Annotated in this window: 23 protein-coding genes and 1 other RNA gene; 11 read left to right on the top strand and 13 right to left on the bottom strand. The window is 38.4% G+C overall.

All coding sequences use genetic code 11. The features are described 5' to 3' along the window. The first annotated feature begins 210 nt into the window (after window positions 1-210). On the top strand, window positions 211-1,188 hold the full coding sequence (locus MKX72_RS17095) for a ring-cleaving dioxygenase (RefSeq protein ID WP_034268501.1): 978 nt from the start codon (window positions 211-213) through the stop codon (window positions 1,186-1,188). A gap of 57 nt (window positions 1,189-1,245) precedes the next feature. On the opposite strand, the gene MKX72_RS17090 is transcribed toward MKX72_RS17095, so the two are convergent. From MKX72_RS17090 to MKX72_RS17075, 4 genes are all read right to left on the bottom strand, one after another. Beyond that, window positions 1,246-1,449 (bottom strand): YjcZ family sporulation protein, encoded by a 204-nt coding sequence (locus tag MKX72_RS17090; RefSeq protein WP_372454474.1) that lies wholly within the window; start codon window positions 1,447-1,449, stop codon window positions 1,246-1,248. A gap of 291 nt (window positions 1,450-1,740) precedes the next feature. Then, window positions 1,741-2,634 carry a tyrosinase family protein gene (locus MKX72_RS17085; protein ID WP_155007861.1) on the bottom strand — a complete coding sequence of 298 codons (894 nt, stop codon included), beginning with the start codon at window positions 2,632-2,634 and terminating at the stop codon, window positions 1,741-1,743. A gap of 239 nt (window positions 2,635-2,873) precedes the next feature. Beyond that, complete coding sequence (locus MKX72_RS17080; protein WP_034268513.1) at window positions 2,874-3,398, bottom strand: hypothetical protein; 525 nt, start codon at window positions 3,396-3,398, stop codon at window positions 2,874-2,876. A gap of 4 nt (window positions 3,399-3,402) precedes the next feature. Beyond that, window positions 3,403-3,612: a hypothetical protein gene (locus MKX72_RS17075; protein ID WP_014459119.1), complete on the bottom strand. Its 210-nt coding sequence runs from the start codon at window positions 3,610-3,612 to the stop codon at window positions 3,403-3,405. A 198-nt stretch (window positions 3,613-3,810) separates the two neighbouring features. Here MKX72_RS17075 and MKX72_RS17070 point away from each other — a divergent pair, with 198 nt between their 5' ends. Next, entirely contained in the window at window positions 3,811-4,350 is a 540-nt protein-coding gene (locus MKX72_RS17070; protein ID WP_034268516.1) for a GNAT family N-acetyltransferase, read from the top strand. A gap of 62 nt (window positions 4,351-4,412) precedes the next feature. Here MKX72_RS17070 and MKX72_RS17065 read toward each other — a convergent pair whose 3' ends face one another. From MKX72_RS17065 to MKX72_RS17055, 3 genes are all read right to left on the bottom strand, one after another. Further along, on the bottom strand, window positions 4,413-5,048 hold the full coding sequence (locus tag MKX72_RS17065) for an FMN-dependent NADH-azoreductase (RefSeq protein ID WP_033580247.1): 636 nt from the start codon (window positions 5,046-5,048) through the stop codon (window positions 4,413-4,415). A gap of 491 nt (window positions 5,049-5,539) precedes the next feature. Then, entirely contained in the window at window positions 5,540-6,175 is a 636-nt protein-coding gene (locus tag MKX72_RS17060; protein ID WP_028414603.1) for an FMN-dependent NADH-azoreductase, read from the bottom strand. Window positions 6,176-6,205: 30 nt separating this feature from the next. Then, window positions 6,206-6,523: a winged helix-turn-helix transcriptional regulator gene (locus tag MKX72_RS17055; RefSeq protein WP_013058076.1), complete on the bottom strand. Its 318-nt coding sequence runs from the start codon at window positions 6,521-6,523 to the stop codon at window positions 6,206-6,208. A 220-nt stretch (window positions 6,524-6,743) separates the two neighbouring features. Between MKX72_RS17055 and MKX72_RS17050 the strand changes: the two genes are divergently transcribed. From MKX72_RS17050 to MKX72_RS17035, 4 genes are all read left to right on the top strand, one after another. Further along, window positions 6,744-6,986, top strand: coding sequence for a spore germination protein (locus MKX72_RS17050; protein WP_098627597.1), 243 nt, complete (start codon window positions 6,744-6,746; stop codon window positions 6,984-6,986). 319 nt (window positions 6,987-7,305) lie between these two features. Continuing rightward, window positions 7,306-7,875: a LemA family protein gene (locus tag MKX72_RS17045; RefSeq protein WP_080754488.1), complete on the top strand. Its 570-nt coding sequence runs from the start codon at window positions 7,306-7,308 to the stop codon at window positions 7,873-7,875. Continuing rightward, window positions 7,875-8,648, top strand: a complete 774-nt coding sequence (locus MKX72_RS17040) for a TPM domain-containing protein (protein WP_155007862.1) — start codon at window positions 7,875-7,877, stop codon at window positions 8,646-8,648. Before MKX72_RS17045 ends, MKX72_RS17040 begins: the two co-directional genes overlap by 1 nt. Before the next feature lie 398 nt (window positions 8,649-9,046). Beyond that, entirely contained in the window at window positions 9,047-10,417 is a 1,371-nt protein-coding gene (locus MKX72_RS17035) for a DUF2254 domain-containing protein (protein ID WP_047750403.1), read from the top strand. A gap of 37 nt (window positions 10,418-10,454) precedes the next feature. Here the strand turns inward: MKX72_RS17035 and MKX72_RS17030 are convergent, their stop codons facing one another. Together MKX72_RS17030 and MKX72_RS17025 are read right to left on the bottom strand one after the other, a co-directional pair. Then, complete coding sequence (locus tag MKX72_RS17030) at window positions 10,455-11,759, bottom strand: aldehyde dehydrogenase (protein WP_155007863.1); 1,305 nt, start codon at window positions 11,757-11,759, stop codon at window positions 10,455-10,457. A 60-nt stretch (window positions 11,760-11,819) separates the two neighbouring features. Further along, window positions 11,820-12,446, bottom strand: a complete 627-nt coding sequence (locus tag MKX72_RS17025; RefSeq protein ID WP_080754489.1) for a nitroreductase family protein — start codon at window positions 12,444-12,446, stop codon at window positions 11,820-11,822. A gap of 450 nt (window positions 12,447-12,896) precedes the next feature. Here MKX72_RS17025 and gdh point away from each other — a divergent pair, with 450 nt between their 5' ends. Next, window positions 12,897-13,682, top strand: coding sequence for a glucose 1-dehydrogenase (gene gdh / locus MKX72_RS17020; protein WP_034650269.1), 786 nt, complete (start codon window positions 12,897-12,899; stop codon window positions 13,680-13,682). Between the two features lie 84 nt (window positions 13,683-13,766). After that, window positions 13,767-14,816, top strand: a complete 1,050-nt coding sequence (locus tag MKX72_RS17015) for a DUF4003 family protein (RefSeq protein WP_235918735.1) — start codon at window positions 13,767-13,769, stop codon at window positions 14,814-14,816. A 137-nt stretch (window positions 14,817-14,953) separates the two neighbouring features. On the opposite strand, the gene MKX72_RS17010 is transcribed toward MKX72_RS17015, so the two are convergent. From MKX72_RS17010 to MKX72_RS17000, 3 genes are all read right to left on the bottom strand, one after another. Further along, complete coding sequence (locus MKX72_RS17010) at window positions 14,954-15,715, bottom strand: MBL fold metallo-hydrolase (RefSeq protein ID WP_034263823.1); 762 nt, start codon at window positions 15,713-15,715, stop codon at window positions 14,954-14,956. A 144-nt stretch (window positions 15,716-15,859) separates the two neighbouring features. Then, the gene (locus MKX72_RS17005) at window positions 15,860-17,440 is read right to left on the bottom strand and encodes a histidine kinase N-terminal 7TM domain-containing diguanylate cyclase (protein WP_034263824.1); all 1,581 of its coding nucleotides are present in this window, start codon (window positions 17,438-17,440) and stop codon (window positions 15,860-15,862) included. Window positions 17,441-17,721: 281 nt separating this feature from the next. Further along, complete coding sequence (locus MKX72_RS17000) at window positions 17,722-18,540, bottom strand: histidinol-phosphatase (RefSeq protein WP_033580259.1); 819 nt, start codon at window positions 18,538-18,540, stop codon at window positions 17,722-17,724. Window positions 18,541-18,788: 248 nt separating this feature from the next. Between MKX72_RS17000 and rnpB the strand changes: the two genes are divergently transcribed. Then, window positions 18,789-19,177: RNase P RNA component class B (rnpB, locus tag MKX72_RS16995), an RNA gene on the top strand. Window positions 19,178-19,377: 200 nt separating this feature from the next. Next, window positions 19,378-19,767, top strand: coding sequence for a VOC family protein (locus MKX72_RS16990; RefSeq protein ID WP_033580261.1), 390 nt, complete (start codon window positions 19,378-19,380; stop codon window positions 19,765-19,767). Between the two features lie 329 nt (window positions 19,768-20,096). On the opposite strand, the gene MKX72_RS16985 is transcribed toward MKX72_RS16990, so the two are convergent. Beyond that, on the bottom strand, window positions 20,097-20,969 hold the full coding sequence (locus MKX72_RS16985; RefSeq protein WP_033580262.1) for a LysR family transcriptional regulator: 873 nt from the start codon (window positions 20,967-20,969) through the stop codon (window positions 20,097-20,099). 139 nt (window positions 20,970-21,108) lie between these two features. On the opposite strand from MKX72_RS16985, the gene MKX72_RS16980 reads away from it, so the two are divergent. Then, window positions 21,109-21,684 carry a LysE family transporter gene (locus tag MKX72_RS16980; RefSeq protein WP_033580263.1) on the top strand — a complete coding sequence of 192 codons (576 nt, stop codon included), beginning with the start codon at window positions 21,109-21,111 and terminating at the stop codon, window positions 21,682-21,684. Window positions 21,685-21,858 lie beyond the last annotated feature (174 nt).

The following is a 21,858-nucleotide window of genomic DNA, read 5'->3' as shown; positions in this document are numbered from 1 at the left end:
CCGCTGTTGGAAAAGATCAGCAGTTTGTTGAAGGGAAGATAAAGAGAAACTAACTATGTGTTTAGTTTCTTTTTTATGTTCACAACATTTTCTTGGTATTGACAAACAGGCTGTATATCCTTTAAAATTATCTTTAATTAAAGATAATTAAATTAAAGATAATTTCAGCGTAAGTTAAAAATTTATACATTATGAAAAGAGGCGGAGCAGATGGAATTGTTAGGGTTGCATCATGTATCTATTTTGACGGGGAAAGCTGAGAAAAACTATCAGTTTTTCACTAAAGTTTTAGGCATGCGATTAGTAAAAAAAACGGTGAATCAAGATAACACTCAGTCTTACCACTTATTTTATGCAGATGGAGAAGGGACCCCAGGAACGGAAGTAACGTTTTTTGATATTCCAGGGCTTGCAAGAACACATGAAGGTGCATCTGACATTTCGACTGTGTCGCTTCGCGTTAAAAGTACGGATTCTCTACACTTTTGGAAAGAACGCTTCGAGCAGCACGGAGTGGAATATGAAGAAATAGCTAAACGAGCTAATCGTGATACATTAGCATTTAAAGATTATGAAGGTACACGTTTGCTTCTTGTCGCGGACAACGGTGAAAAAGGGGTAAGAGCAGGCGTGCCGTGGAAGCGCGAAGACATTCCGTTAGAACATGCGATTATCGGCTTAGGACCGGTCACGCTAACGGTGGGCACGGCAGAACCAACAGTCGATGTACTAACAAACATTATGGGATTTCGCTATGTGGGTTCTTATCCATCTTTTGCAGAAAATCAAAAGGATATTTTGGTTTATGCAACGGGTGAAGGCGGAAGCGGAGCCGAAGTTCATATTGAAACGAGACCCGATTTGCCGAAAGTTCGCTTAGGGCGCGGTGGCGTTCATCACGTTGCCTTCCGTGTGCCAAATGAAGAAGAATACAATAAGTGGGCAACTCGATTAAATGAAAACAGTCTGCCGAATTCCGGTAAAGTAGAACGATACTATTTTAAAGCACTTTATTTCAGAGAACCAAACGGCATTTTATTTGAATTATCAACGGACACACCTGGATTTGCGACCGATGAACCGCTTGAAACGATGGGTCAAACACTAGCGCTGCCCCCATTTTTAGAGCCGAAGCGCAAAGAAATTGAAGAGAAGCTGAGACCCCTAGATTTGGACGAAACGCTATAAGGTTTGCAGCGATTAAGACATGAAAAAACTCCAGTATTTATACTGGAGTTTTTTAGGTTAACAATCATCGTGATGGAAACCGAAACCACATGCACCAATAATAATGAGTAAAATAAACAGTACGATGATAATGGCAAAACCATTACCTCTGTGGCAAGGAACGCTATATCCACATTCCATATATCCATAGTCCGGCATTGTATATCCGCAGTGTGGAATCATATGGTCATAAGCAGGAGCAGTATAGGCGTGGTGAGCCATAGCAGGTGAGAACGGTACATTCTCGTGAGAACTAAACGGTGCGTTTACGTTATTATGCATTTTAATATCTTCCCTTCATTTATAAAACTTTTATAAAGCTTTGATAACTTATTCATATGTTCAAAGGTCCTTATATGAAGCTTATTCACAGCCCAATTATGGTTGATTAACTATATTTTATGGTGAATGGAAATGAAGCAGTGAGTTTTACGGTGCTTGTGGCCTTATAAATTATGTCAGAAGGGAAGGGGTTTACCTGTTTTTGATTGCGTACCGCTGTTTCTAGAGTGGTTATGATGAACGTTTTGATTTTCTTAATTCTATATCGTATACGTACCCAAGCTTTCGATGGTTCATAACGTCTTCAGGGGTTGTATTCCAAGGATACATCGGATCTCTAAAGTTTTGACCAAACGGCCCGTTTTTCATCGGCAGATAGTTTTGATTGCGATGAACAATTTGCCATACAGCCCAAATACGATCCACATTTGCGTGGTGTAAAAAGAAGACAGGATCATTCGGAGCAGTAGGGACGACGCCCATCTGTCCGCCAACCCAACGGTGTACGCGATTGTGAAGCTGCGGTCCGTTAATAAATCCTTCAAGCTGATTACGAAAGCTGTTTTGGCTGGTCATATCCCAAGGCGGCGTATCATATTGAGTTATTTTTAAAGCTTTGAGAACATCATCTCGAGTAGGGAGTGTAGGCGCCTCTTTCGTTGCTCCAAAATTACGTTTTAACCCTCCGGAAGGATTTCCTTGTTCATCGATCGTCGTCCAGCGCCCAGCTGCAAATGGCCCAGTATCGACGATAAAATCCTTTTTGGGATTTCCGTTTCCGCCCATAAAATCTGCGCTCCAAATTGGTGATTGTGATGGATCCTGCAGCTGTGCATCCGTTTCCCATTCCCAATAAGGAAGGGTTACTTCTGGATTGATCGACTGGAGGTCACGTTCGAATCGCAAAAGGTATTCACGATGCCACGGCAAAAAAGCAGAACTCATATGTGCTGCATTTCGATCGCTGCCCGGAGGAGTATGAAATTTACCTGCTGCACCATGCCAGGCTACATAGCGGTCATATATTCCTTTTTCCTTTAGTATTAGCACGGCACGAATAAAATCTCTTTTTTCGGTGTCTGTAAGATGTAATACGTTTTTTCTGACTTTATATTTGTTACTCATTTTTAAACCTCTTTCTTAAAAAAGAAGCAAAGGACTGTTTCTTTTTTATATTTAGAATATGTCCAAGAGGTAAAAGTGCTACTGTCATATCTCCAAAATTTCACAGTCTAAAGTTGGATTTTTTACATATCAAATAGACTTTAAATCAATTATTAACTTTCTAGAGCTGTAGATAATGAGAAGAGGTACAATGAAAAAAAGCAGGCGTGGGCCTGCTTTTTTCATTGTATATATTAGGGTTAATGACCTATTGGATACATGGTCGTTACACTGTAGTCGTAGTCTTTGCCTCTGTAGTCGGTATACACAACTCTAACTTCTTGGTTTAAAGAACTAATGTACTTTTCTTTAACGTAATTGCCAGATTTATTATTGGTGCCGTCTTCACCTTCGTTAATGACTTCTTCGGCAATAGACATGGCTTGTTTTTCATTTAAATACTTGCTGAATTGGCTTTTACCATGGTAATTGTCCGCTCCTGGTTTTTGCATATGCGCGACAATGTGGCAATATCCGTATTTATCATTTCCTTCTTGTAAGACAAGCTCTTTGCCGGTAAATAACCTGTCGCTTTGAGTCTCTGCAGAGCATTCGTTGCTTGATGTAGTGTCTGATGTACTCCCCGATGTACTGCTGGATGTGCTGCTTGAATTTTCATGCTGCTGAATGAGGGAAATAGGCGAATTGTTGGTAAATACAGCGATGAGAGCAATCACAAGTGCTACAATGGTGTATAGTATTTTGCTGTTTTTAAAAAAATCCATTCCTTTATGCGTCTCCTTTTTGAATCAACGTTAAAATCAAATCAACTTTCTTTTCTAGCTGATCAATTAAGTTTTGTTTTACTTGTTCTGATTGTAATAAAGCGCTTCTTAGTTCGTCCATATCTTTTTGCATATACGCACGGTTTTCTTTTTCTTGCTGCAGCTCTTTTTGAAGAGCGTGTATCGTGGACAGCAATTCTTTATCTTGGTTCATTTCTGCGTTCACCGCCTCTGTATTGATAAAAAGCAACGTATGCCCACTATATAAAATACCACTATCTCTGCTGTAAATCGACTATTTGGATAGGAAATGAGCCCTCCCGGGTGAGGTTTTAGCAGGATATTGCTAGTTGAGAGGAGAATAGTATGGTTTACCGTAGATAGATAAGCTGCGCAGAAAAGAGGGAAGAAAATATTTCCGGAATTAGAGACAAAACGGCTGATATTAAGAAAAATTGTAGAAAATGATGCGGGTGAGATTTTAGAATGCTTTTCTGATGAAGACGTGCTGCGCTATTACGGGCAAAAATCTTTAGAATCGATTGACCAAGTGAAAGGGATCATTAAGAATTTTTCCAAAGGCTACGAAGAAAAGCAGTTGATTAAATGGGGGATTCAGCTAAAAGAAAACGAAAAGCTGATTGGCACAATAGGGTTTCAAGAGTGGTCTGCAGAACATAAAAAAGCAAATATAAGCTATGCACTTTTTCCAGAGCACTGGAACAAAGGATACGCAACGGAAGCCGTTCATGAAGCGGTCTCTTATGGATTCAACGAACTTCAATACAATCGCATAGGAGCGATTGTATTTACGCAAAATAGCGGATCTATCGCTTTGTTAAGCAAAGTAGGATTTAAAAAAGAAGGGACGTTAAGAGAGTACCTATATCAAAACAATATCCCGTTTGATACATACGTTTATTCGCTGCTGCGCGGGGAGGCAAAGATATAATTATAAGCACAAAAAAAAGGAACATGGGGAGATGTTCCTTTTTTTTGTGCTTATATTTGTTATTAGAACGTACGTGCAGCTTCTTTAGCGCGAGCAATACCGTCTTCTTTAATTTCTTGTGCTTTATCTGGCATTGCAGCCTGTCCTTCTACAAATAGGCTTCCGATAGAAGGAACCCCAAAGAAGTTCATCATAATGCGCATATAGCGGTGACCCATTTCTAGTTCACCAGCAGGGCCGCGAGAGTAGATACCGCCGTTTGCTTGAATATGATACGCTTTTTTATCTGTTAATAGACCTACAGAACCTTCTGCTGTATATTTAAATGATTTTCCAGCTACTGCTACAGCATCTAAGTATGCTTTCATCACTGGAGGGAATGAGAAGTTCCACATTGGTGTAACAAATACATATTTGTCCGCTTGAGCAAATTGGTCACTTAATTCGTTTAAGCGAGCAACTTTGCGCTGTTCTTCAGAAGTAAGTGTATCAAATTCTGCGCCGCTTCCAAGTTTGCCCCATCCGCTGAATACATCGCCGTCGATGTGAGGGATATGCTCTTGATATAAGTTAACGTGAACAATCTCATCCGTTGGGTTTACTTCTTTATACTCATTAATAAATGCATCTCCCGCAGCCATACTGAATGATTGCGTAGCATCGTTAGGGTTTGCTGTAATATATAATACTTTTGCCATAATTCTTTTCACCTTTCTGTTTTCAATATATAAATGTTGTTTTATGAATTAAAGATAATATGTTCGAAAACATCTACTACGTTATTAATAGTAACTTACGTAACAAATTTAGTCAAAGGTTTTTTATTTGGTTTTATCATGTTCACAAACATTTTTAAGAGTATTATGCTTTTGGATTTTATGGCTGAATCCTTTAAAAATAAGGGTTTTTTCAGGTTGAAGTGTGATTTTAAACGTTATTTATCTAGAGGAACTATCTTTTTTTGAAGGTGGATAATTAAAAAACGAAAAAGAAAAATTATATATTTTTCTTTCATGCGTTATTAATAGTAACAAAAAATAACAGCGTTTAACCGTTTGTTTAACATATATTTTTAGCGCAAAACGAGACAGAAAGAGAGGAATATTTCAAGGGAAATATAATGTAGGGAAGAGGAAAGAAAAGAAAAAGACCCCGGTCAGCTTCGAGGTCTTTTTGATTCTTATTGAATTTAAAACGTTTTGGCCATTGAATGTGCTTTTTGGAGTGCTTTTTCTTTAATTTGCGGAATTTGATCCGGGAATTTTACTTGCCCTTCAATAATAATGCTTTCAAACGCTTCGATTCCAAAGAAGTCCATCATGATTTCTAAATAGCGGTGGCCCATTTCTCTTGCCATTTCAGGGCCTTCTGAATACACGTCTCCGCGGGACTGAATGTGAATTGCTTTTTTTCCTTTAAGCAATCCTTGAGCGCCTTCTTTTGTATATGTAAAGGTTTTACCTGACACGGTAATCGCATCAATGTACGTTTTCATGATCGCAGGAACAGAAAAATTCCACATTGGCGTGACAAAAATATATTTGTCAGCGAGTACGAACTGTCCGCCTAGTTCGGCTAACCGTCCCACTTTTAATCGTTCATCCGTTGATAAATCCTGGATGGAGGAGTGAGAACGAAGCTTTTTCCATCCGTTAAATACGTCTGCATCTAAGTATGGAATATCTGCTTGATATAAATCTAAATGAACCACATCATCTTCTGGATGGGTTTGCTTATACACGTCAATAAATTCTTTCCCTACAGCCATGCTAAGCGATTCGTCTTCAGCTAAAGGGTGTGCAGTAATATAGAGAACATTTGCCATGATGCTCATCCTTTCTATGGAGTAGTTTTATTAATCTTGGACCCAGCTTTCTGCCCACTGGCTAATCGGTCCTAGTATTTTACCTAACTCTGTTCCTTTTTGAGTCAGCGAATATTCAGAACGAATAGGGCGGTCGGGAATGACATTTCGGACAACGATTCCGTGGTCTTCAAGCTCTTTAATCCGTTCTGTCAACAGCCTTCTGCTTAAAGCTGGTATACTTTCATTTAATTCACTAAAGCGTTTAGGACCGCTCATAAGCACATAGATGATTAATCCTGTCCACTTCTTGCCAATCAGTTCGAAACTTTTTTCTACTTTAGGTTGAATATCTTTTGGTTCGTCCATATTACGTATCCTCCTTCAAACAATATGGATGAAAAATAACTTATGCATTTATTGTAACAGAAAAAGCATAAAAACATGTGGAAACTTTGGGTGAAGCAGGGTGAAATGAATAAATTCACTAATGTTTGTACCTTGCCTTGTGTTTTATAAAAACTTTTCACACATAGGCTTGTCACAACATATGATGTACAAATTCTCTTTAAGAAAAGGTGGTATGGTCATGGCAGGAGTTATTAACATCTGTAACACGAGAATTAATGGTATGGCAAGAAACGGATCGATGAATTTTGGAGAAGTTCTTCACAACGGACACACAGCGGATGTTAAATCTGTTGGAATCAACTCAACCTATGGAGACATTTCGGCTGCTTGTGCGCGAATGAAAAATACGAACTTGGATCCAGACGTGTTTGATCAAACCGATTTAGCGAATCTTGATAACGCATATGGCAATCAGATATAAAAATGAGCAGCTTATAACAAATAAAGTTATAAGCTACTCGTTAGCTTGTCTTGTTTTTTTCTAGATGCATAGTGGACAAGATTCTGACTTTTTCCATTGTTGTACGATAAAACTAATTCCTTTGTGCTAGTGGCACAAAGGTGGTAAGGTATGACATGTGCTAGAAAAAGGAGAGACTATAAAAGAAGCGCTATAGGCACATTATAACGCTAGTTCATCTGTTTGCCCTTAATAAAATTGGCAAAAAATGAATCTTTTTAGGGTATGATTCGTACTAGTAAATAGATACATAATTTTGATGAAGAAAAGAGGTAATACATTGAGAAACAAAGGTTTGATCGCTACGATTGTTGTGTTAGTGCTTATTGTAATTTACGGAATAAGCTCTTACAATGGCCTCGTTAGCGCAGAGGAAGATGTAGATAATAAATTTTCCCAAGTGGATAACCAACTAAAAAGACGATCTGATTTAATTCCTAACTTGGTGGAAACGGTAAAAGGCTACGCTAAGCATGAACAGGAAGCAATTGATTCAGTCACTCAGGCAAGAGCGCAGCTAGCGGGAGCGAAAACGCCTGAAGATAAAGCTGATGCAGATCAGCAATTAAGCGGCGCGTTAAATCGCCTGCTTGTAGTGGTTGAAAAGTATCCGGATTTAAAAGCAAATGAAAACTTCAGAAGCTTGATGGATAGCTTAGAAGGAACGGAAAATCGACTCGCTGTAGCGCGTAAAGACTATAATGATGAAGTTGCAAAATATAATAAATCCGTTAAGGGATTTCCTAAAAACATGTTTGCGCGCACGTTTGGGTTTGATGAAAAATCATATTTTGAAGTAACAAATGAAGAAAAACAAGCGCCGAAAGTTGATTTTGGGAGCGATAAGTGATGAAATTTCTTGCTTCGTTTGCTTTATTATTATCTCTTTTATGTAATACGGTAAGCGTTGCTTTTGCTGCACCTGATATCCCAAATCCGGTAGGCGATATTTACGTTCAAGATTTTGCTCATCTGTTAAATGACCAGGAAAAAGCGGATATCAATCAAATGGGCAGAAAGTTAGATGATGAAACGAAAGCTCAAGTAGCGATTCTTACGGTGAATTCATTAGGTGATTCGGATGTAGAAGAGTACGCAAATGAAGCGTTTCGAAAGTACAAACTCGGTGATAAAAAGCTGAACAATGGCGTTCTTATTTTGCTCGCTAAAAAAGAACAAAAAATCCGAATCGAAGTAGGGTATGGGTTAGAAGGAGCTATCACCGATATCAAATCTGGAGAAATCATTGACTCTTATGCTATTCCTAACTTAAAAAACGGCAAATACGATACGGCGCTAGAAAGCACATACAAAGCTGTTTATAACCAAGTCGTAAAAGAGTATGATTTAGGAACAGATTTTGAACAAAAAGTGCCAAAAGCAGCCCCTCCTTCTGATAGCGGTGTTCATTTCACAACGCTTCAAACGCTGCTGATTGCAGCTGTTATTGTGGGCTTGCTTATCCTTGACTTTGTCTTTTTTAAAGGAGCCATCACTCAATTTCTGCTAAACTTCCTTGTCATGTTTGGAGGAAGAGGCGGCGGAGGTGGCGGCAGTGGAAGCGGTCCTCGCGGAGGGGGAGGCGGCAGCTCCGGAGGCGGCGGAGCGAGCCGAGGCTGGTAAAAAGATAAGAGTTAAAAGAGGCTGAGATAAAATGAGGTTAGTTGAAAGAAAATCCGAACGTGATGGATTCTTGATTGAGAATCCAACGCGTTCGGATTTTTTGTTTGGATGGTGAACATAGCTTTCATATCTTCATTCAGTTCCTTCTAGCAGTTGATTGGAGGGCGAGGCGAAGACTCCTGCGGGGAAAGGCTCACCGGCCGCGTCATGAGCGGTTCAGCTCATGTATTCTATTTGTACTCATTTAGATGAAATAATTAGGGGTATCTCAACCTCTTTTTTGCGTTGTGTGCCTATATCTTAAAAAATAGATTTTTTCCATTGTATAAGCATAATTAGAAAAATTAAGGGAACTAAGAAAAAAGTTAGAGATTTACAAATAAAAAGGAAGGTTTTATATGAATACATTTAGATGGATAGCTGCAAGGAAACAGCTTTCTCCTCGCGCGTTTAAAGATGAGTTAACTAGTCAAATCTGGTTTAGTCCCTTAATTTATGCTTTCTTTTCTGTTCTTTTAGCTGCACTGACGCTGTTTCTTGACTATTATTGCAAAGTAGGAGAGAAGGTCCCTTCATTTTTTTCAATCAACATGGATTTAACGAATACGTTAGTGAGTACGATTATGCCCGGGATTTTATCGATTACCACATTTACCTTTAACTTAATGCTTGTTGTGTTTACATCATTTGCAGCTCAGTTTTCTCCTCGCGTGTTAAAAAACTTTGCTTCTTCTAAGTCTACTCAGCGAATTTTAGGTATTTTTATAGGGAGTTTTTTGTATACACTTTTTGTCTTTCTTTTTTTAAACAGCTCTCAAGTAGACGGATATTTTGCGATTCCGTTTGTGACGACAGCCCTTTCTGTTTTTAGTGCGGGCACGTTTGTCTACTTCATTAATCATTCTGTTAAGTGGCTGCAAGTAAATCATATGACTCAATCGATGAAAACAGCGTCCATAAAAGCGATTAAGACAACGATTCGCGAGGAACTGGAGATTCATCGAACGCAGTCTAGTCATAGCGAACAATTTTCCTTTCCAGAAGGAGAGAAAAAGCCGGTATGTATTCAAACATCTGGCTATATTCAAACGTTGAACTACAGCCAATTGATTCACTGTGCCAAAGAGCATAATTTAGTGATAAAAATGGAGCGTGAAGTAGGGGATTATGTGCTCAGCGGAACCGTATTGTTTTATTATTGGCATAGAGATTCGACAGAGCACGATGAAATGGATTGCACCGTCTTTCACCAATACATCCATGTAGGGAAATCCCAGACTGATATTCAAGACACGACGTATATTATTACCAAGTTTGTGGAGATGGCGATTAAATCACTAGGAAATGATGACTTCAAAACGGCGGTTAACTCCATTCACCAAATTAGCGATATTCTTCGGGAAATTTGTGCCGCGAGTCAATTTTCTTCTTACTTAGTTGATGATAAAGGCGTGATACGAATGGTGATCCCTGACAAAAAGTTTGAGGACTTTTTATATGATGGATTTGCTAATATCCGGCACTATGCGAGACGGAATATTATCATTACGATGGAGCTGCTCAAAACGCTTGGAAATCTCGCTGAGGCCATTGGGCCAGCTTATTATGACGACATCTGGGAGTTTGCCGTATACATTTCTAAAGGCTTTGAAGAAGAGTATTTATTTGTTCAAGATAAAAAATATTTTTTACATATTCTTTGCGATTTAGCGGTTTCCACAAAAAAAGAAGAGCAGTATGAACAAATCGCCAAACAAATGAAAGAATAAAAAAAGCCGAAGTCAGCGTTTGACTTCGGCTTTTTCTTTATTTATTCGAACGTTTTAAGATGCTTTTAGCATGTGAAAATGTATCAAAGCTTGCTTTTCCGTGATACGCACCCATTCCGCTGTCACCAACGCCGCCAAATGGAAGGTAGTGAGATGTCATGTGGTTAATTGTATCGTTAATAGAACCCCCGCCGAATGACACGCTGTTTAAGATGTGATCTTGGACTGCTTCATCTTCAGAGAAAAGATAAAGTGCCAATGGTTTTGGACGTTTTACGATTGCTTGGATTACTTCTGAGATTTCATCGTATACGATGACTGGAAGAATTGGTCCAAAGATTTCATCTTGCATCACATTGTCTTCCCATGAGATGTTGTCAAGAACAGTTGGTTCAATAAACAGACGAGAACGGTCCGTTTTGCCTCCAAAAACGATATCTCCGTTTGTTAAGAAGCTGTTAAGACGATCAAAATGCTTTTCGCTCACTACGTGAGGGAAGTCTAGATTTTGTGAAACATCTTCGCCGTACGTGTTTGTTACGACTTGTTTTAGGTTAGCTAGCAGCTCGTCTTTTACATTTCGCTGAACAAGAATGTAGTCTGGCGCTACGCACGTTTGACCAGCATTTGCAAATTTACCGCGCGCAATACGTTTAGCTGCTTCTTCAATATTAGCATCTTCGTGTACAATTGTAGGACTTTTTCCGCCTAGTTCTAGCGTAACAGGCGTTAAATGTTTAGCTGCAGCTTCTGCTACAATTTTGCCGACCATTGTACTTCCTGTAAAGAAGATGTAATCAAAGTTTTCTTTTAGTAAAGCCGTGCTTGTTTCCACTTCACCTTCGACTACAGTCAAGTATTCTTCAGGGAAGTTTTCATTAAACATCTTAGCAAGAAGGCTTGACGTATGAGGTGTTAATTCAGAAGGCTTTAACACCACGCAGTTACCTGCAGCAATCGCGCCTACTACTGGTGATACAGCAAGTTGGAACGGATAGTTCCAAGGTGCAATCACTAGAGCTAAACCGTATGGATCTTGATAAATGTAGCTTTTTGCTCCAGCGTGAGTAGATGGTGTTTCTACTTCTTTTGGCGCTGCCCATTCTGCAAGATTCTCAACTGCAAAGTCGATTTCGCTTAGTACAAGACCAACTTCTGCACGTTTTGCTTCCATTTCTGGTTTGTTAAGATCAGCTTTTACTGCTTTTAAAATGTCGTCTTCATGACCCACAACAAGTTCTCTTAATTTTTTTAGCGTTTCGATACGGAACGCAACGTCTTTTGTTTTACCGCTGTTGAAGAATGAAAGCTGTTTTTTTGTAAGTTCTTGATAGTTATTCATCAGAAAGTCTCCTTTTACTTCACATTTTTAGCTCTTTACTTATTGAATAGAACTAGCTGCTTATTTCCAAGTCGTAACCGTATTGACCGGTAGACGGTAAGAAGCATGACCTTCGCTTGCTGCTTTTCCGATTGAGATAAGCATAATTGGAAGATAACGTTCTTTATCTAGACCGAATGCTTCTGCGATTAAGTGTTTTTCGTATCCGCCGATTGGATTTGTATCATACCCGTGAGCACGAGCCACAAGCATAAGCTGCATAGACACAAGACCTGAATCGATCAGCACGATGTCTTTCATATCTGCTTTTGGCATGTTTTCGTAAATCGGCTTAAAGAAATTTAGCTGCTGTTCTTTAATGTCTTGAGGCATATAGCCCAGCTCTACGGCCTTGCCGAAAATCTCATCTGCATATTCAACGTTATTCATATCACCAAACACGGCAATAACAGCTGAAGATGTATGAACTTGTTCACTGTTAAATTTCGCAAGTTCAGCTAGCTTTTCTTTTCCTTCCGGCGTTTCAATTACAACAAAGCGCCACGGCTGCATATTAACAGAAGAAGGAGCGCGCATAGCTTCTGTAAGAATTTCCTCCATTTCCTCACGGCTAATTTTTACTGAAGGATCATATTTTTTAATTGAACGACGTTTTAAAGCAATTTCGTTAAAGTCTTTTGTAGTCATAGTCATTATTCCTTTCTTTTTAGGCGTTAAACATATTTATTGTCATTTCCATATTTTTGATTGTGGACAATTGTTTGACATATCAATAATTGATACATCAACAATATAATACATTGATTTAAGAATTGCAAGGGAAAAAGTTTAAACTTTTGAAGTGGTGTGAATTGGAAGTGTGAAGACTCATTCTCCAGGGAACAAACAACTATAAAGAGAGTAAGGAAAAAAGAAATGATAAAAATGATCAAACAAAAAGTTTGACTACTTTATCTCTCTTGGTTACGATAAGTAACGAAAAGGGAGCAAAATTGAATTTACTGCTCTTTAAATGAATGACAGTTTGACAAAGAAGAGATAGAAAAATGTTTATTCTCTTTTTAAAACCTAAACTGTATTTGTAATTAGTACAGTATAACAAGACATATTAAACAGGAAAAGTAGGAGGACTTCAAGATGTATACAGATTTAAAAGATAAAGTAGTAGTTGTAACAGGCGGATCAAAAGGATTGGGTCGCGCAATGGCCGTTCGTTTTGGACAAGAGCAGTCAAAAGTGGTTGTAAACTACCGCAGCAACGAAGACGAAGCGCTAGAAGTAAAAAAAGAAATTGAACAAGCTGGCGGTCAAGCAATTATTGTTCGAGGCGACGTAACAAAAGAAGAAGACGTTGTGAACCTTGTAGAGACAGCTGTTAAAGAATTTGGCACATTAGACGTTATGATTAATAATGCTGGTGTTGAAAACCCGGTTCCTTCTCATGAATTATCATTAGAAAACTGGAATCAAGTAATTGACACAAACTTAACGGGCGCGTTTTTAGGAAGCCGTGAAGCAATCAAATATTTTGTTGAAAACGACATTAAAGGTAACGTTATTAACATGTCTAGCGTTCACGAAATGATTCCTTGGCCATTATTTGTTCACTATGCAGCAAGTAAAGGCGGCATGAAGCTGATGACGGAAACATTGGCTCTTGAATATGCACCAAAAGGAATCCGCGTGAATAACATTGGACCTGGGGCAATTGATACACCAATTAACGCTGAAAAATTCGCTGATCCAGAACAGCGTGCAGACGTAGAAAGTATGATTCCAATGGGCTACATCGGTAACCCGGAAGAAATCGCGTCAGTTGCAGCATTCTTAGCATCATCACAAGCAAGCTATGTAACAGGTATTACATTATTTGCGGATGGCGGTATGACAAAATATCCTTCTTTCCAAGCGGGAAGAGGTTAATAAATAGAACTGAACAAAAAAAGACCTCGGAATATTCCGAGGTCTTTTTTGTATGTAATAAATGTATAGGATATTTACCAAATATTGAAACTTTTGTTGAAGTGCTACGTATATAAGCTAACGACGAATAAAGGACGTGTTGATATGCTCCCGGAAACGATTCAACAAAAAGTAAATCAGTATAGAGATTTTTATATAAGCTTAAAAAATGAGCTCAAATGGAAAGCGGCAGATCACAAGCAGTTTATGGCTATCGCTTCTATTTATGCAGTGAAAGGTAAATCGCTCGAGCTTCAGGATTATCTCGAGTTAAGCGACTATATTAAAAATCAAGTAGGGATGTTTTCTACGTTAAAATCATCACAGCGTTTTACAATAGCAGCTATGCTTGATACTCGCTATGAGAATCCAAAAGAAACGTTTCATGAGTTTCTTGACGTATACGATCAATTGATACAAGGCGGATTTACGAGAGGCGCTTTTACGTACATTGCGGCTTCGGCTATGCTGTCGAATGAGTCAAGCCGAAGTCATAAAGAAATGGTCCGAAGATCCGCAGAAATTTATCAAGGCATGAAAAGAAAGCACCTTTTCCTTACGTCAAGCGGCGATGTACCTCTTGCCGTTTTATTAGCTGAAACGAGCGAGTCTACTGATGATCTCATGCATGAAATTGAACACTTCTATACAACATTGGCACAGCATGGATTTAAAAAAGGAAATGACCTTCAATTTTTAAGTCATATTCTTTCAATCGATAAAAATTTAGATGCAGATACCCTTATTGAAAGATGCGTATCAGTAAAAGAAGCCTGTGAATCGGCAGGCATGAAAGTAAAGGCAATGCATTACCCGGTCATTGGCTTATTAGCACTGTTTGAAAAACCAGAAACTGAAATTGAACTTATCCATGAAGTGGTGAAGCAGTTAAATGCAGATAAACTTTTTAAATGGCAGAAAGACATCAACGTTATGCTGGCGGTTAATTTGGTTATCAGTGAAAAACTGAAGGATTCTAGAGTGGTCGAAACGGGCATCTATACAACGATTGAAACCATTATTCAAGCTCAGCAAGCAGCTATGCTAGCGGTTATTGCGAGCACTTCAGCAGTTGCTACTACGACTACTACTTGATAAATTAAAGAGCTATAAAAGAGAGAGGGAGACATAACTACATCAATGAAAAGATCCGAACGTATTTGATTCTCAACTAAGAACCAAACTCGTTCGGACCTTTCTTCAACTTAAATACTTTTGTCTCATCTTCTCTCTTAAAAAGTATAGACCTCGCCATCATCTGGAACTAAGACACGGGACGCCATATCTTTTTCGTTGATAAAGCTTTTTAACTCTTCTCTTGATAGGGTCCAGTGATTGACAGCTTCCATATGGACAGAAAGAATCGTAGCATGAGGGGCCGCTTTGTGTACTTCGTAAATATCTTCTTTCCCCATCACAAGAGAACCGCCTTCTAAAAATTGATTATCGCCGCCGTTTACGACAATGACATCCGGTTGATGGGTGTTGATTTCTTCTTCAACAGCGGAATACCATACCGTATCTCCAGCTATATAAAGCGTTTTTTCGCTCTTGTGTTTAAAAACAACGCCGCATACTAAACCAGTACGCTTTAAAATTTCTCCTCTTCCGTGTTCACCTTTTGTTTTGGATAATTGGATGTTTTCAAAGACCGTGTTCTTTGTTAGTACTTCTACATTTTTAAAACCATCAGCTCTTACTACTGCGGCATCTTCTTCATTTTGAACGAACATTTTGATATCGTTTGGCAACGCCTGCTTAGCGGCATCGTCAAAATGGTCCAAATGAAGGTGAGTGAGAATGACGGCATCAATACCCTCAATAATCTCTTCAACGGATAACGGCAGGCTCACTAAAGGGTTGTTTTGATCTTGTCTGATCGAATTTGGAAAGGGAGGGTACGTGCCTTTTTCCGCTAACATAGGATCAATTAAAAACGTTTTTCCCCCGTATTCAACAAGTAAAGTAGCATTTCGAATGTGTGTAATCTTCATCTCTATCTCTCCTTTTTTTGATCTACCTCTAGTTTATAGGATGAGCTGTTTTCAAATACATAAACAAAATCAAGTCTTTTAGCACTTTTACTTGATAAATGAAAGAATAGTACTCAAAAGAAAAAAGAACCGAAACAGTGCTGTTTAGGTTCTTTCTAAGATTTCTTTTATTTCTTTATATACACGTACTTGGTTGCGTCCATGTTGTTTGGCAGCGTACAGGGCGATATCTGCTTTATTCAACAGCTCATCTAACGTTTCATTTTCTTGTTTTTCCGCTTGTGCTACTCCAAGACTTAGCGTAACAGAAATGGTTTTTTCATTAATCAGTAAGGGCTGAGTCTCGACGTGACGGCGAATTTGGTCAGCAAGCGTTTCGCCTTCAGATAAAGTATGGCCCTTTAGCGTGAGTACAAATTCTTCACCGCCGTACCGAGCAAAAAGGGCTCCTTGCGGCAATGCGGACTCGCAGGCTTTTACGACATGTACAAGCACCTGATCGCCGGCATAATGACCATACGTGTCGTTCACTTTTTTAAAATAATCAATATCAAGTAAAAGAAGTGTAAAAGAAGATGCGGACTTTTTTGCTTCATCGAACGCTTGCTTGCTGTGTTGAAAAAATGCCCGACGATTATAGATTTGCGTCAGCTCATCGTAATAAGCTTGATTTTCAAGCTTTAGCTGAAGTCTTTTTAGCTCCGTGATATCTGTAAAAATAAGCAGCAAGCCGTGACTGTTGTTAGCATACTGCAAAGGAGAAGTGCGAACTTGATACGTATACGAAGATTGATCTTCAGAAAAAAGCTCCAGCTCATGACTGCTTTTTGTATTTTCTAATGCAAAAGGAAACGAACGGCCGGACAGCGTCACCCAAATATCAGCAAAATGTTTTCCAAGCATCGACTTTTTTAGCTGCGGAAACATGTTTTTAGACGCTAGATTAAATTCAATTAATCTATAGCTTTCATCGAGCACGACAACGCCGTCATTGATGCTGTTAAATATCGCGTCTTTCGCAACGGGCATGACTGTAAACATACGCGATGAGTTAATGGACCATAAATATAAAAATGAAGAAACCCATAAAACCATCGGAACTGGATCAATTCCCTGCGGCGTAAAGCCCATTAAATAGATAAAAGCTGTGACGATAGGGACTAATTGACCGACCATTAATGAAATTAACTGCAGGCGGTAAGCTTTGGCTGTTTCTTTCCAGCGGTAAACGGCTAGCAAAAAAGCAACGAACATAGACGAAAAGATGAACATGCCGTGAATTGTGTACCATGGCCCAATTTCTTGATGAACGTAAGGAGCACCTAGAACGGGATCAATTTCAAACACTCGGTAATGAAGGTGATGCCAGTCATTTGTTGCGACCATGATCAAACTAATAAACGGAATGATAAAAAGGGCGAAAATATGTTTTTTTCTTACCTTTATGCCGACATACTGCATAACAAACAGCAGTCCTGCAGGAGGCGAAAAAGGCATGCCCACGTATTGAATAGCGGTCCAAAATTTCATTTCTCCGAGGTTAACGGATAGTAAGCTAAACGCCGCACCCATACAATAAATAGAGGTGAAGCCTGTATGAAGAATAAATAAATGGGCAATGTTAGCGTAGTGGTGACGCTTAATAAATACGTAAAAACATAAGTATAGATTAAGAACACCGGACGTACAGATAAGCGTTATATAAGCTGTTAAATCTAAATTCAAAATTGTATCCCTCATTAAGAAAGCATTTTTAGTTAAATGTAGCACAGTTGAAATGAAATGTGGATATTTTATGTAGGAAATTAGTAGTACAGGGAATACAAGGGTAGTTCAAGACGATGAAAAAATGGTGCCTAAACAACAAGTAATTGAAACAAATGGAGAAGATTTATCTTCATCTACAAAAGTCAAAGTTTCTCAGTGAAAAACACATGCCTGAAAACACGAGATGTCCTTCATCTCCGTGTCTTCAGGCATATTTTTATTGGAGTTCTATTTAAGTTTTATAAAGGTGTCATCTGCATTTTTTTCTGTCTAAAAAAGACCCAATCCGTAAAGCCGATTTCTTTAAGACGCTTTTTTACTAGTTCAAAGTCGTCGCCAATACGCTCTGGGTCATGAGCATCAGAACCAAATGTAATGTGTACCCCGTAGTGCAGGGCTCTTTCTAAAATATCGTCTGCAGGATACCAGCCTCCGCAGTCTTTGGTTTTGCCTGATGTATTCACTTCTATAGCAATGTCATGTGCCGAAATCACTTTTAGCGTCTGATCGATTACAGCTGTCTCGATAGAAGAAAAGGAGGGATAGAATCCTTTCATGGCATCAATATGGCCAAGAATCTGAAACATTCTGCTTCGGGCGGACTCTTGGATCAATTGATAATACGTTTCTTTCGTGCGCTGTTTTTCTTTTTGAGAAAGTCCTTCCCAGCGCGTTTTATGAAAGATACTGATTTCATCAACTTGATGGACAGAGCCGATTATGTAGTCAAACGGATATTTTTCATAGTGGCTTTGATATATTCCCGCATGCTCAGGAAAGAAATCAGACTCCACGCCTAACAGCACTTCAATTTTCTCTTTATATTCTTCTTTTAGTTTCAAAATCTCAGCTACATATCCGGAGAATGCGCTTTTTCCCATCGCAATGTGAGGGTACGGCTGCTCTTCTTCGCTCGCAAAATAAGGAGAATGATCCGAAATCCCAATAATATCAAGGCCTTTATCAATAGACGCCTCTATGTAATCTCGAATCGTTCCGCGAGCATGTCCGCATCGGTCGTGATGGGTATGAAAATCAAATTTTAAATCAGCGTTCATGTTTCATCACCTCTGTCATCTTTTTGTGTGGTGTATAGAATATTCTACAAAGAAACAAAGTATCCCTCGTAGAAATGGATGAAGAGAATATTTCTTGAATTTGCGGGTGATTCATCTACTAAAAAGAGTGTACAGAAACAAGTTATTTTATTTAATTTGCTGTAAAAATTGAAATGGAATCCGTTCCAAAAGTTACATTTGATTTGGCTTATTAAAACGCATATACTACTCATACACGATCTGAAATAACGTTCAGGTAATCGCTGCATCATTTGATGTAGAGGAAAGTCCATGCTCGCACGGTGCTGAGATGCCCGTAGTGTTCGTGCCTAGTGAAAAAATAAGCTAGGGCAGCTTGGCTTATAGCTTAGCTGACGGCGGGAAAAACCACCTAAGTCCTCGGATATGGTCGAGTATCCCTGAAAGTGCCACAGTGACGAAGCTTTGCTGGAAACAGCAAAGGTGGAACGCGGTAAACCCCACGAGCGAGAAACCCAAACAATGGTAGGGGAACTGTCTCGAAGGAATTTAACGGAGAGACGGACGGTTACATGCGTAATCGTAGATAGATGATTACCGCCTGAGTACGAGAGTAAAATCGTTTGCAGTACAAAGGTACAAAACATGGCTTATCGAACGTTGTTGAAACAGAGACTGACTATATAATATGTAACCAAAACAAACCAATGGGGTTTGTTTTTTTGTTTGTTATTTTTCAACTCATAGCCGACTCATTGATAGAGTGCTTGAATTCCCTTACTATATGTAAATACATATTGCCTAAATTGTTGTATAGTTTACTTGTACTTACTAAACATGGGGAAAGGGAGAAGATGAATGATTAAGAAAATGGAACATACAGCAATTATTGTTAGAAATATGGATGAAACGATTCACTACTACGGGGATATGTTTGGCTTTAAAGTTCGCCTTCAAGGCTCTACCGAAAAAAGAGAGATGGCTTTTTTGTATCTTGAAGAACAGCCGGGTATTGAAATTGAGCTCATTCGAGATATTGATCCGATTGGCGAGTATACCAATAGCGGGATTGTTAACCATCTTGCCTTTACGGTAGAGGATATAAATAAGGCGATTCAACATTATAAGAGCAAAGGAATTGAATTTTTATCATCTGAGCCTCAGCCAACGCTTGAAGGCGGACGGATGATTTTATTTCACGGACCTAATGATGAATTGCTGCAGTTAGTAGAACGGGTTAAACTCTAAAAAAGTCTGCTTTAAAGGGGTACATACAAGAAAGAATGTGTTTTGCAGTCAGGTTTTTAATAAAAATAGTCTTGCCATAATACATCTATAGCTAACACGAACACTATTGATAGCAAGTAGACAGTAAACTTAGGTCATAGATTGGCATCAGTTCGTCCCACGTATCATTATATAAAAACGGCTTGTATTCATCTAGAAATTTACTACTTTTAACTTGGTTTCGAGTATGTGCTGTGATAAAAAGACTGGCCCCTCTAATTAGAATGACTGACAACTGGAGGGGCAGTTTTGTATGCAAAAAAGTTTATTAATTTTTATCGAGGTCGTGTTTATATGGATTCTAGAGTTAACTCAATAAATTTTTCAACAGCAGGAGATTGCCACTTTTTTGACTTGACGAGTAGATGCGAGTAAAAGGGCACAAATTGTTCATTGTGTTCAAGAATGTTTAATAATCCTTTTTCAACCTCATTTTTTACGGTGATATAAGGAAGTACAGAAAACCCTAATCCGCTCATTACCGACTGTTTGATTGCTTCTAAACTCCATAGCTCCATTGTTTGAAATTTAGGCAGTTTATGAGCAGCCAGATACTTTTCAAACATCGAACGATAACTGCATCCCTCTTCGTTTGTTATAAAGAAGTCAGTAGTTCCATCGGTTTTATAATCATCAAAGTGCTGATTTTTATCCGGGCTTGTAATTAAAACAATTTCTTCTTTATGCAACTCATGATGAATGAAATTATCTGCTTCTAATTTTGGCCAAACCATAAACGCAACATCAACATCTCCGCTCATAAGATCTGTTTGATTTTGCCCGCAAGTTCCATTGCTTAATATAACCTTAACATCGGGATACTTAGTTGAATATTTTTTTAGAATAGGTCCTAATCTTGAAATAGTTAGCGACTCAGGTGCAGCAATTTTCAGCTCGCCGCTGACCTTATTATGAGTTTTCAGATGGGATATACGTTTATACGTATATAACAGTTCGTCGGTTAAAGGTATTAATTCTTTTCCTAGAGCAGTCAATTTTAACTCTCGTTTAGTATAAGTGAATAACTCTCCGCCAACTTCGCGTTCTAATGCTTTAATATGAGAAGTGATAGTTGACTGAGTATAGCCTAATTTTAGAGCCGCATTTGTATAGCTCCCCACATCGATAATCGTTCGAAACGTAGTAAATTGTCGTATCTCCATTGGTCATAAACTCCTCTTATCTATTTAAAAAAACGATAGTAATTATTTGTTATTTCAATTTTACCGATAGATAGGCTTATATTACAATGAAGCACGTAACTCATTCAACAATTTTTTAGTAAGAGGAGAAATTAACTATATGAATTTTACAGCATTCCTTTCCTATTTAATTATTACATCTTTTACTCCAGGCCCAAGTAATATCTTGGTAATGAACGAAGGGAGAAGGTTTGGATTCAGAAGATCCCTACGCTTCAGCGGTGGAATTATGTTGGGGTTTATTATTCTAGGTGTAGTAACTGCATTATTAGCAACAAGTCTGTATCAGTGGATACCAATGGTAGAACCTTACTTTAAGATTGTTGGTGCGGCCTATTTAGTTTACCTAGCATGGCAAATGGCTTTTTCTAAGAAGAAAAAAGAGGATAATTCCTGTACACATTCTTCTTTTTTTTCGGGGCTGTTTTTTCAAATTCTCAATGTGAAAAGTATTTTGTATTTTTTAACGGCCATGACAACTTTTGTGCTCCCTTATACTAATTCAAAACCAGCTGTACTTTTTTTGGTGTGTCTAACTATATTTATAGGGTGCACCGCATTGCTACTGTGGACTGCATGTGGTTCTGTATTTAAAAAACTATTTGCAAAATATGATAAAAAAATAAATGTAATAATGTGCGTGTTGCTTATTTATTCAGCAATTGTCATTTTCTAAAACTTGCTTGTTTATAAATTCATCTTGTATTAAATGGTGAAACGTGAGCAAAAGGATCAACTGCAAGAGGTAAGTAGGATTTAGGATAAATAAGTAATATAAATAGTTACATAATGACTGCATCAAAAAAGACCTTTTTTAGGGGGTCTTTTTTGATGTGTATTTTTCTACTTC

This window comes from Priestia sp. FSL R5-0597 (assembly GCF_038006305.1).
GTDB classification, from domain to species: Bacteria; Bacillota; Bacilli; order Bacillales; family Bacillaceae_H; genus Priestia; species Priestia zanthoxyli.
This window is presented reverse-complemented; position numbering and strand designations above follow the sequence as displayed.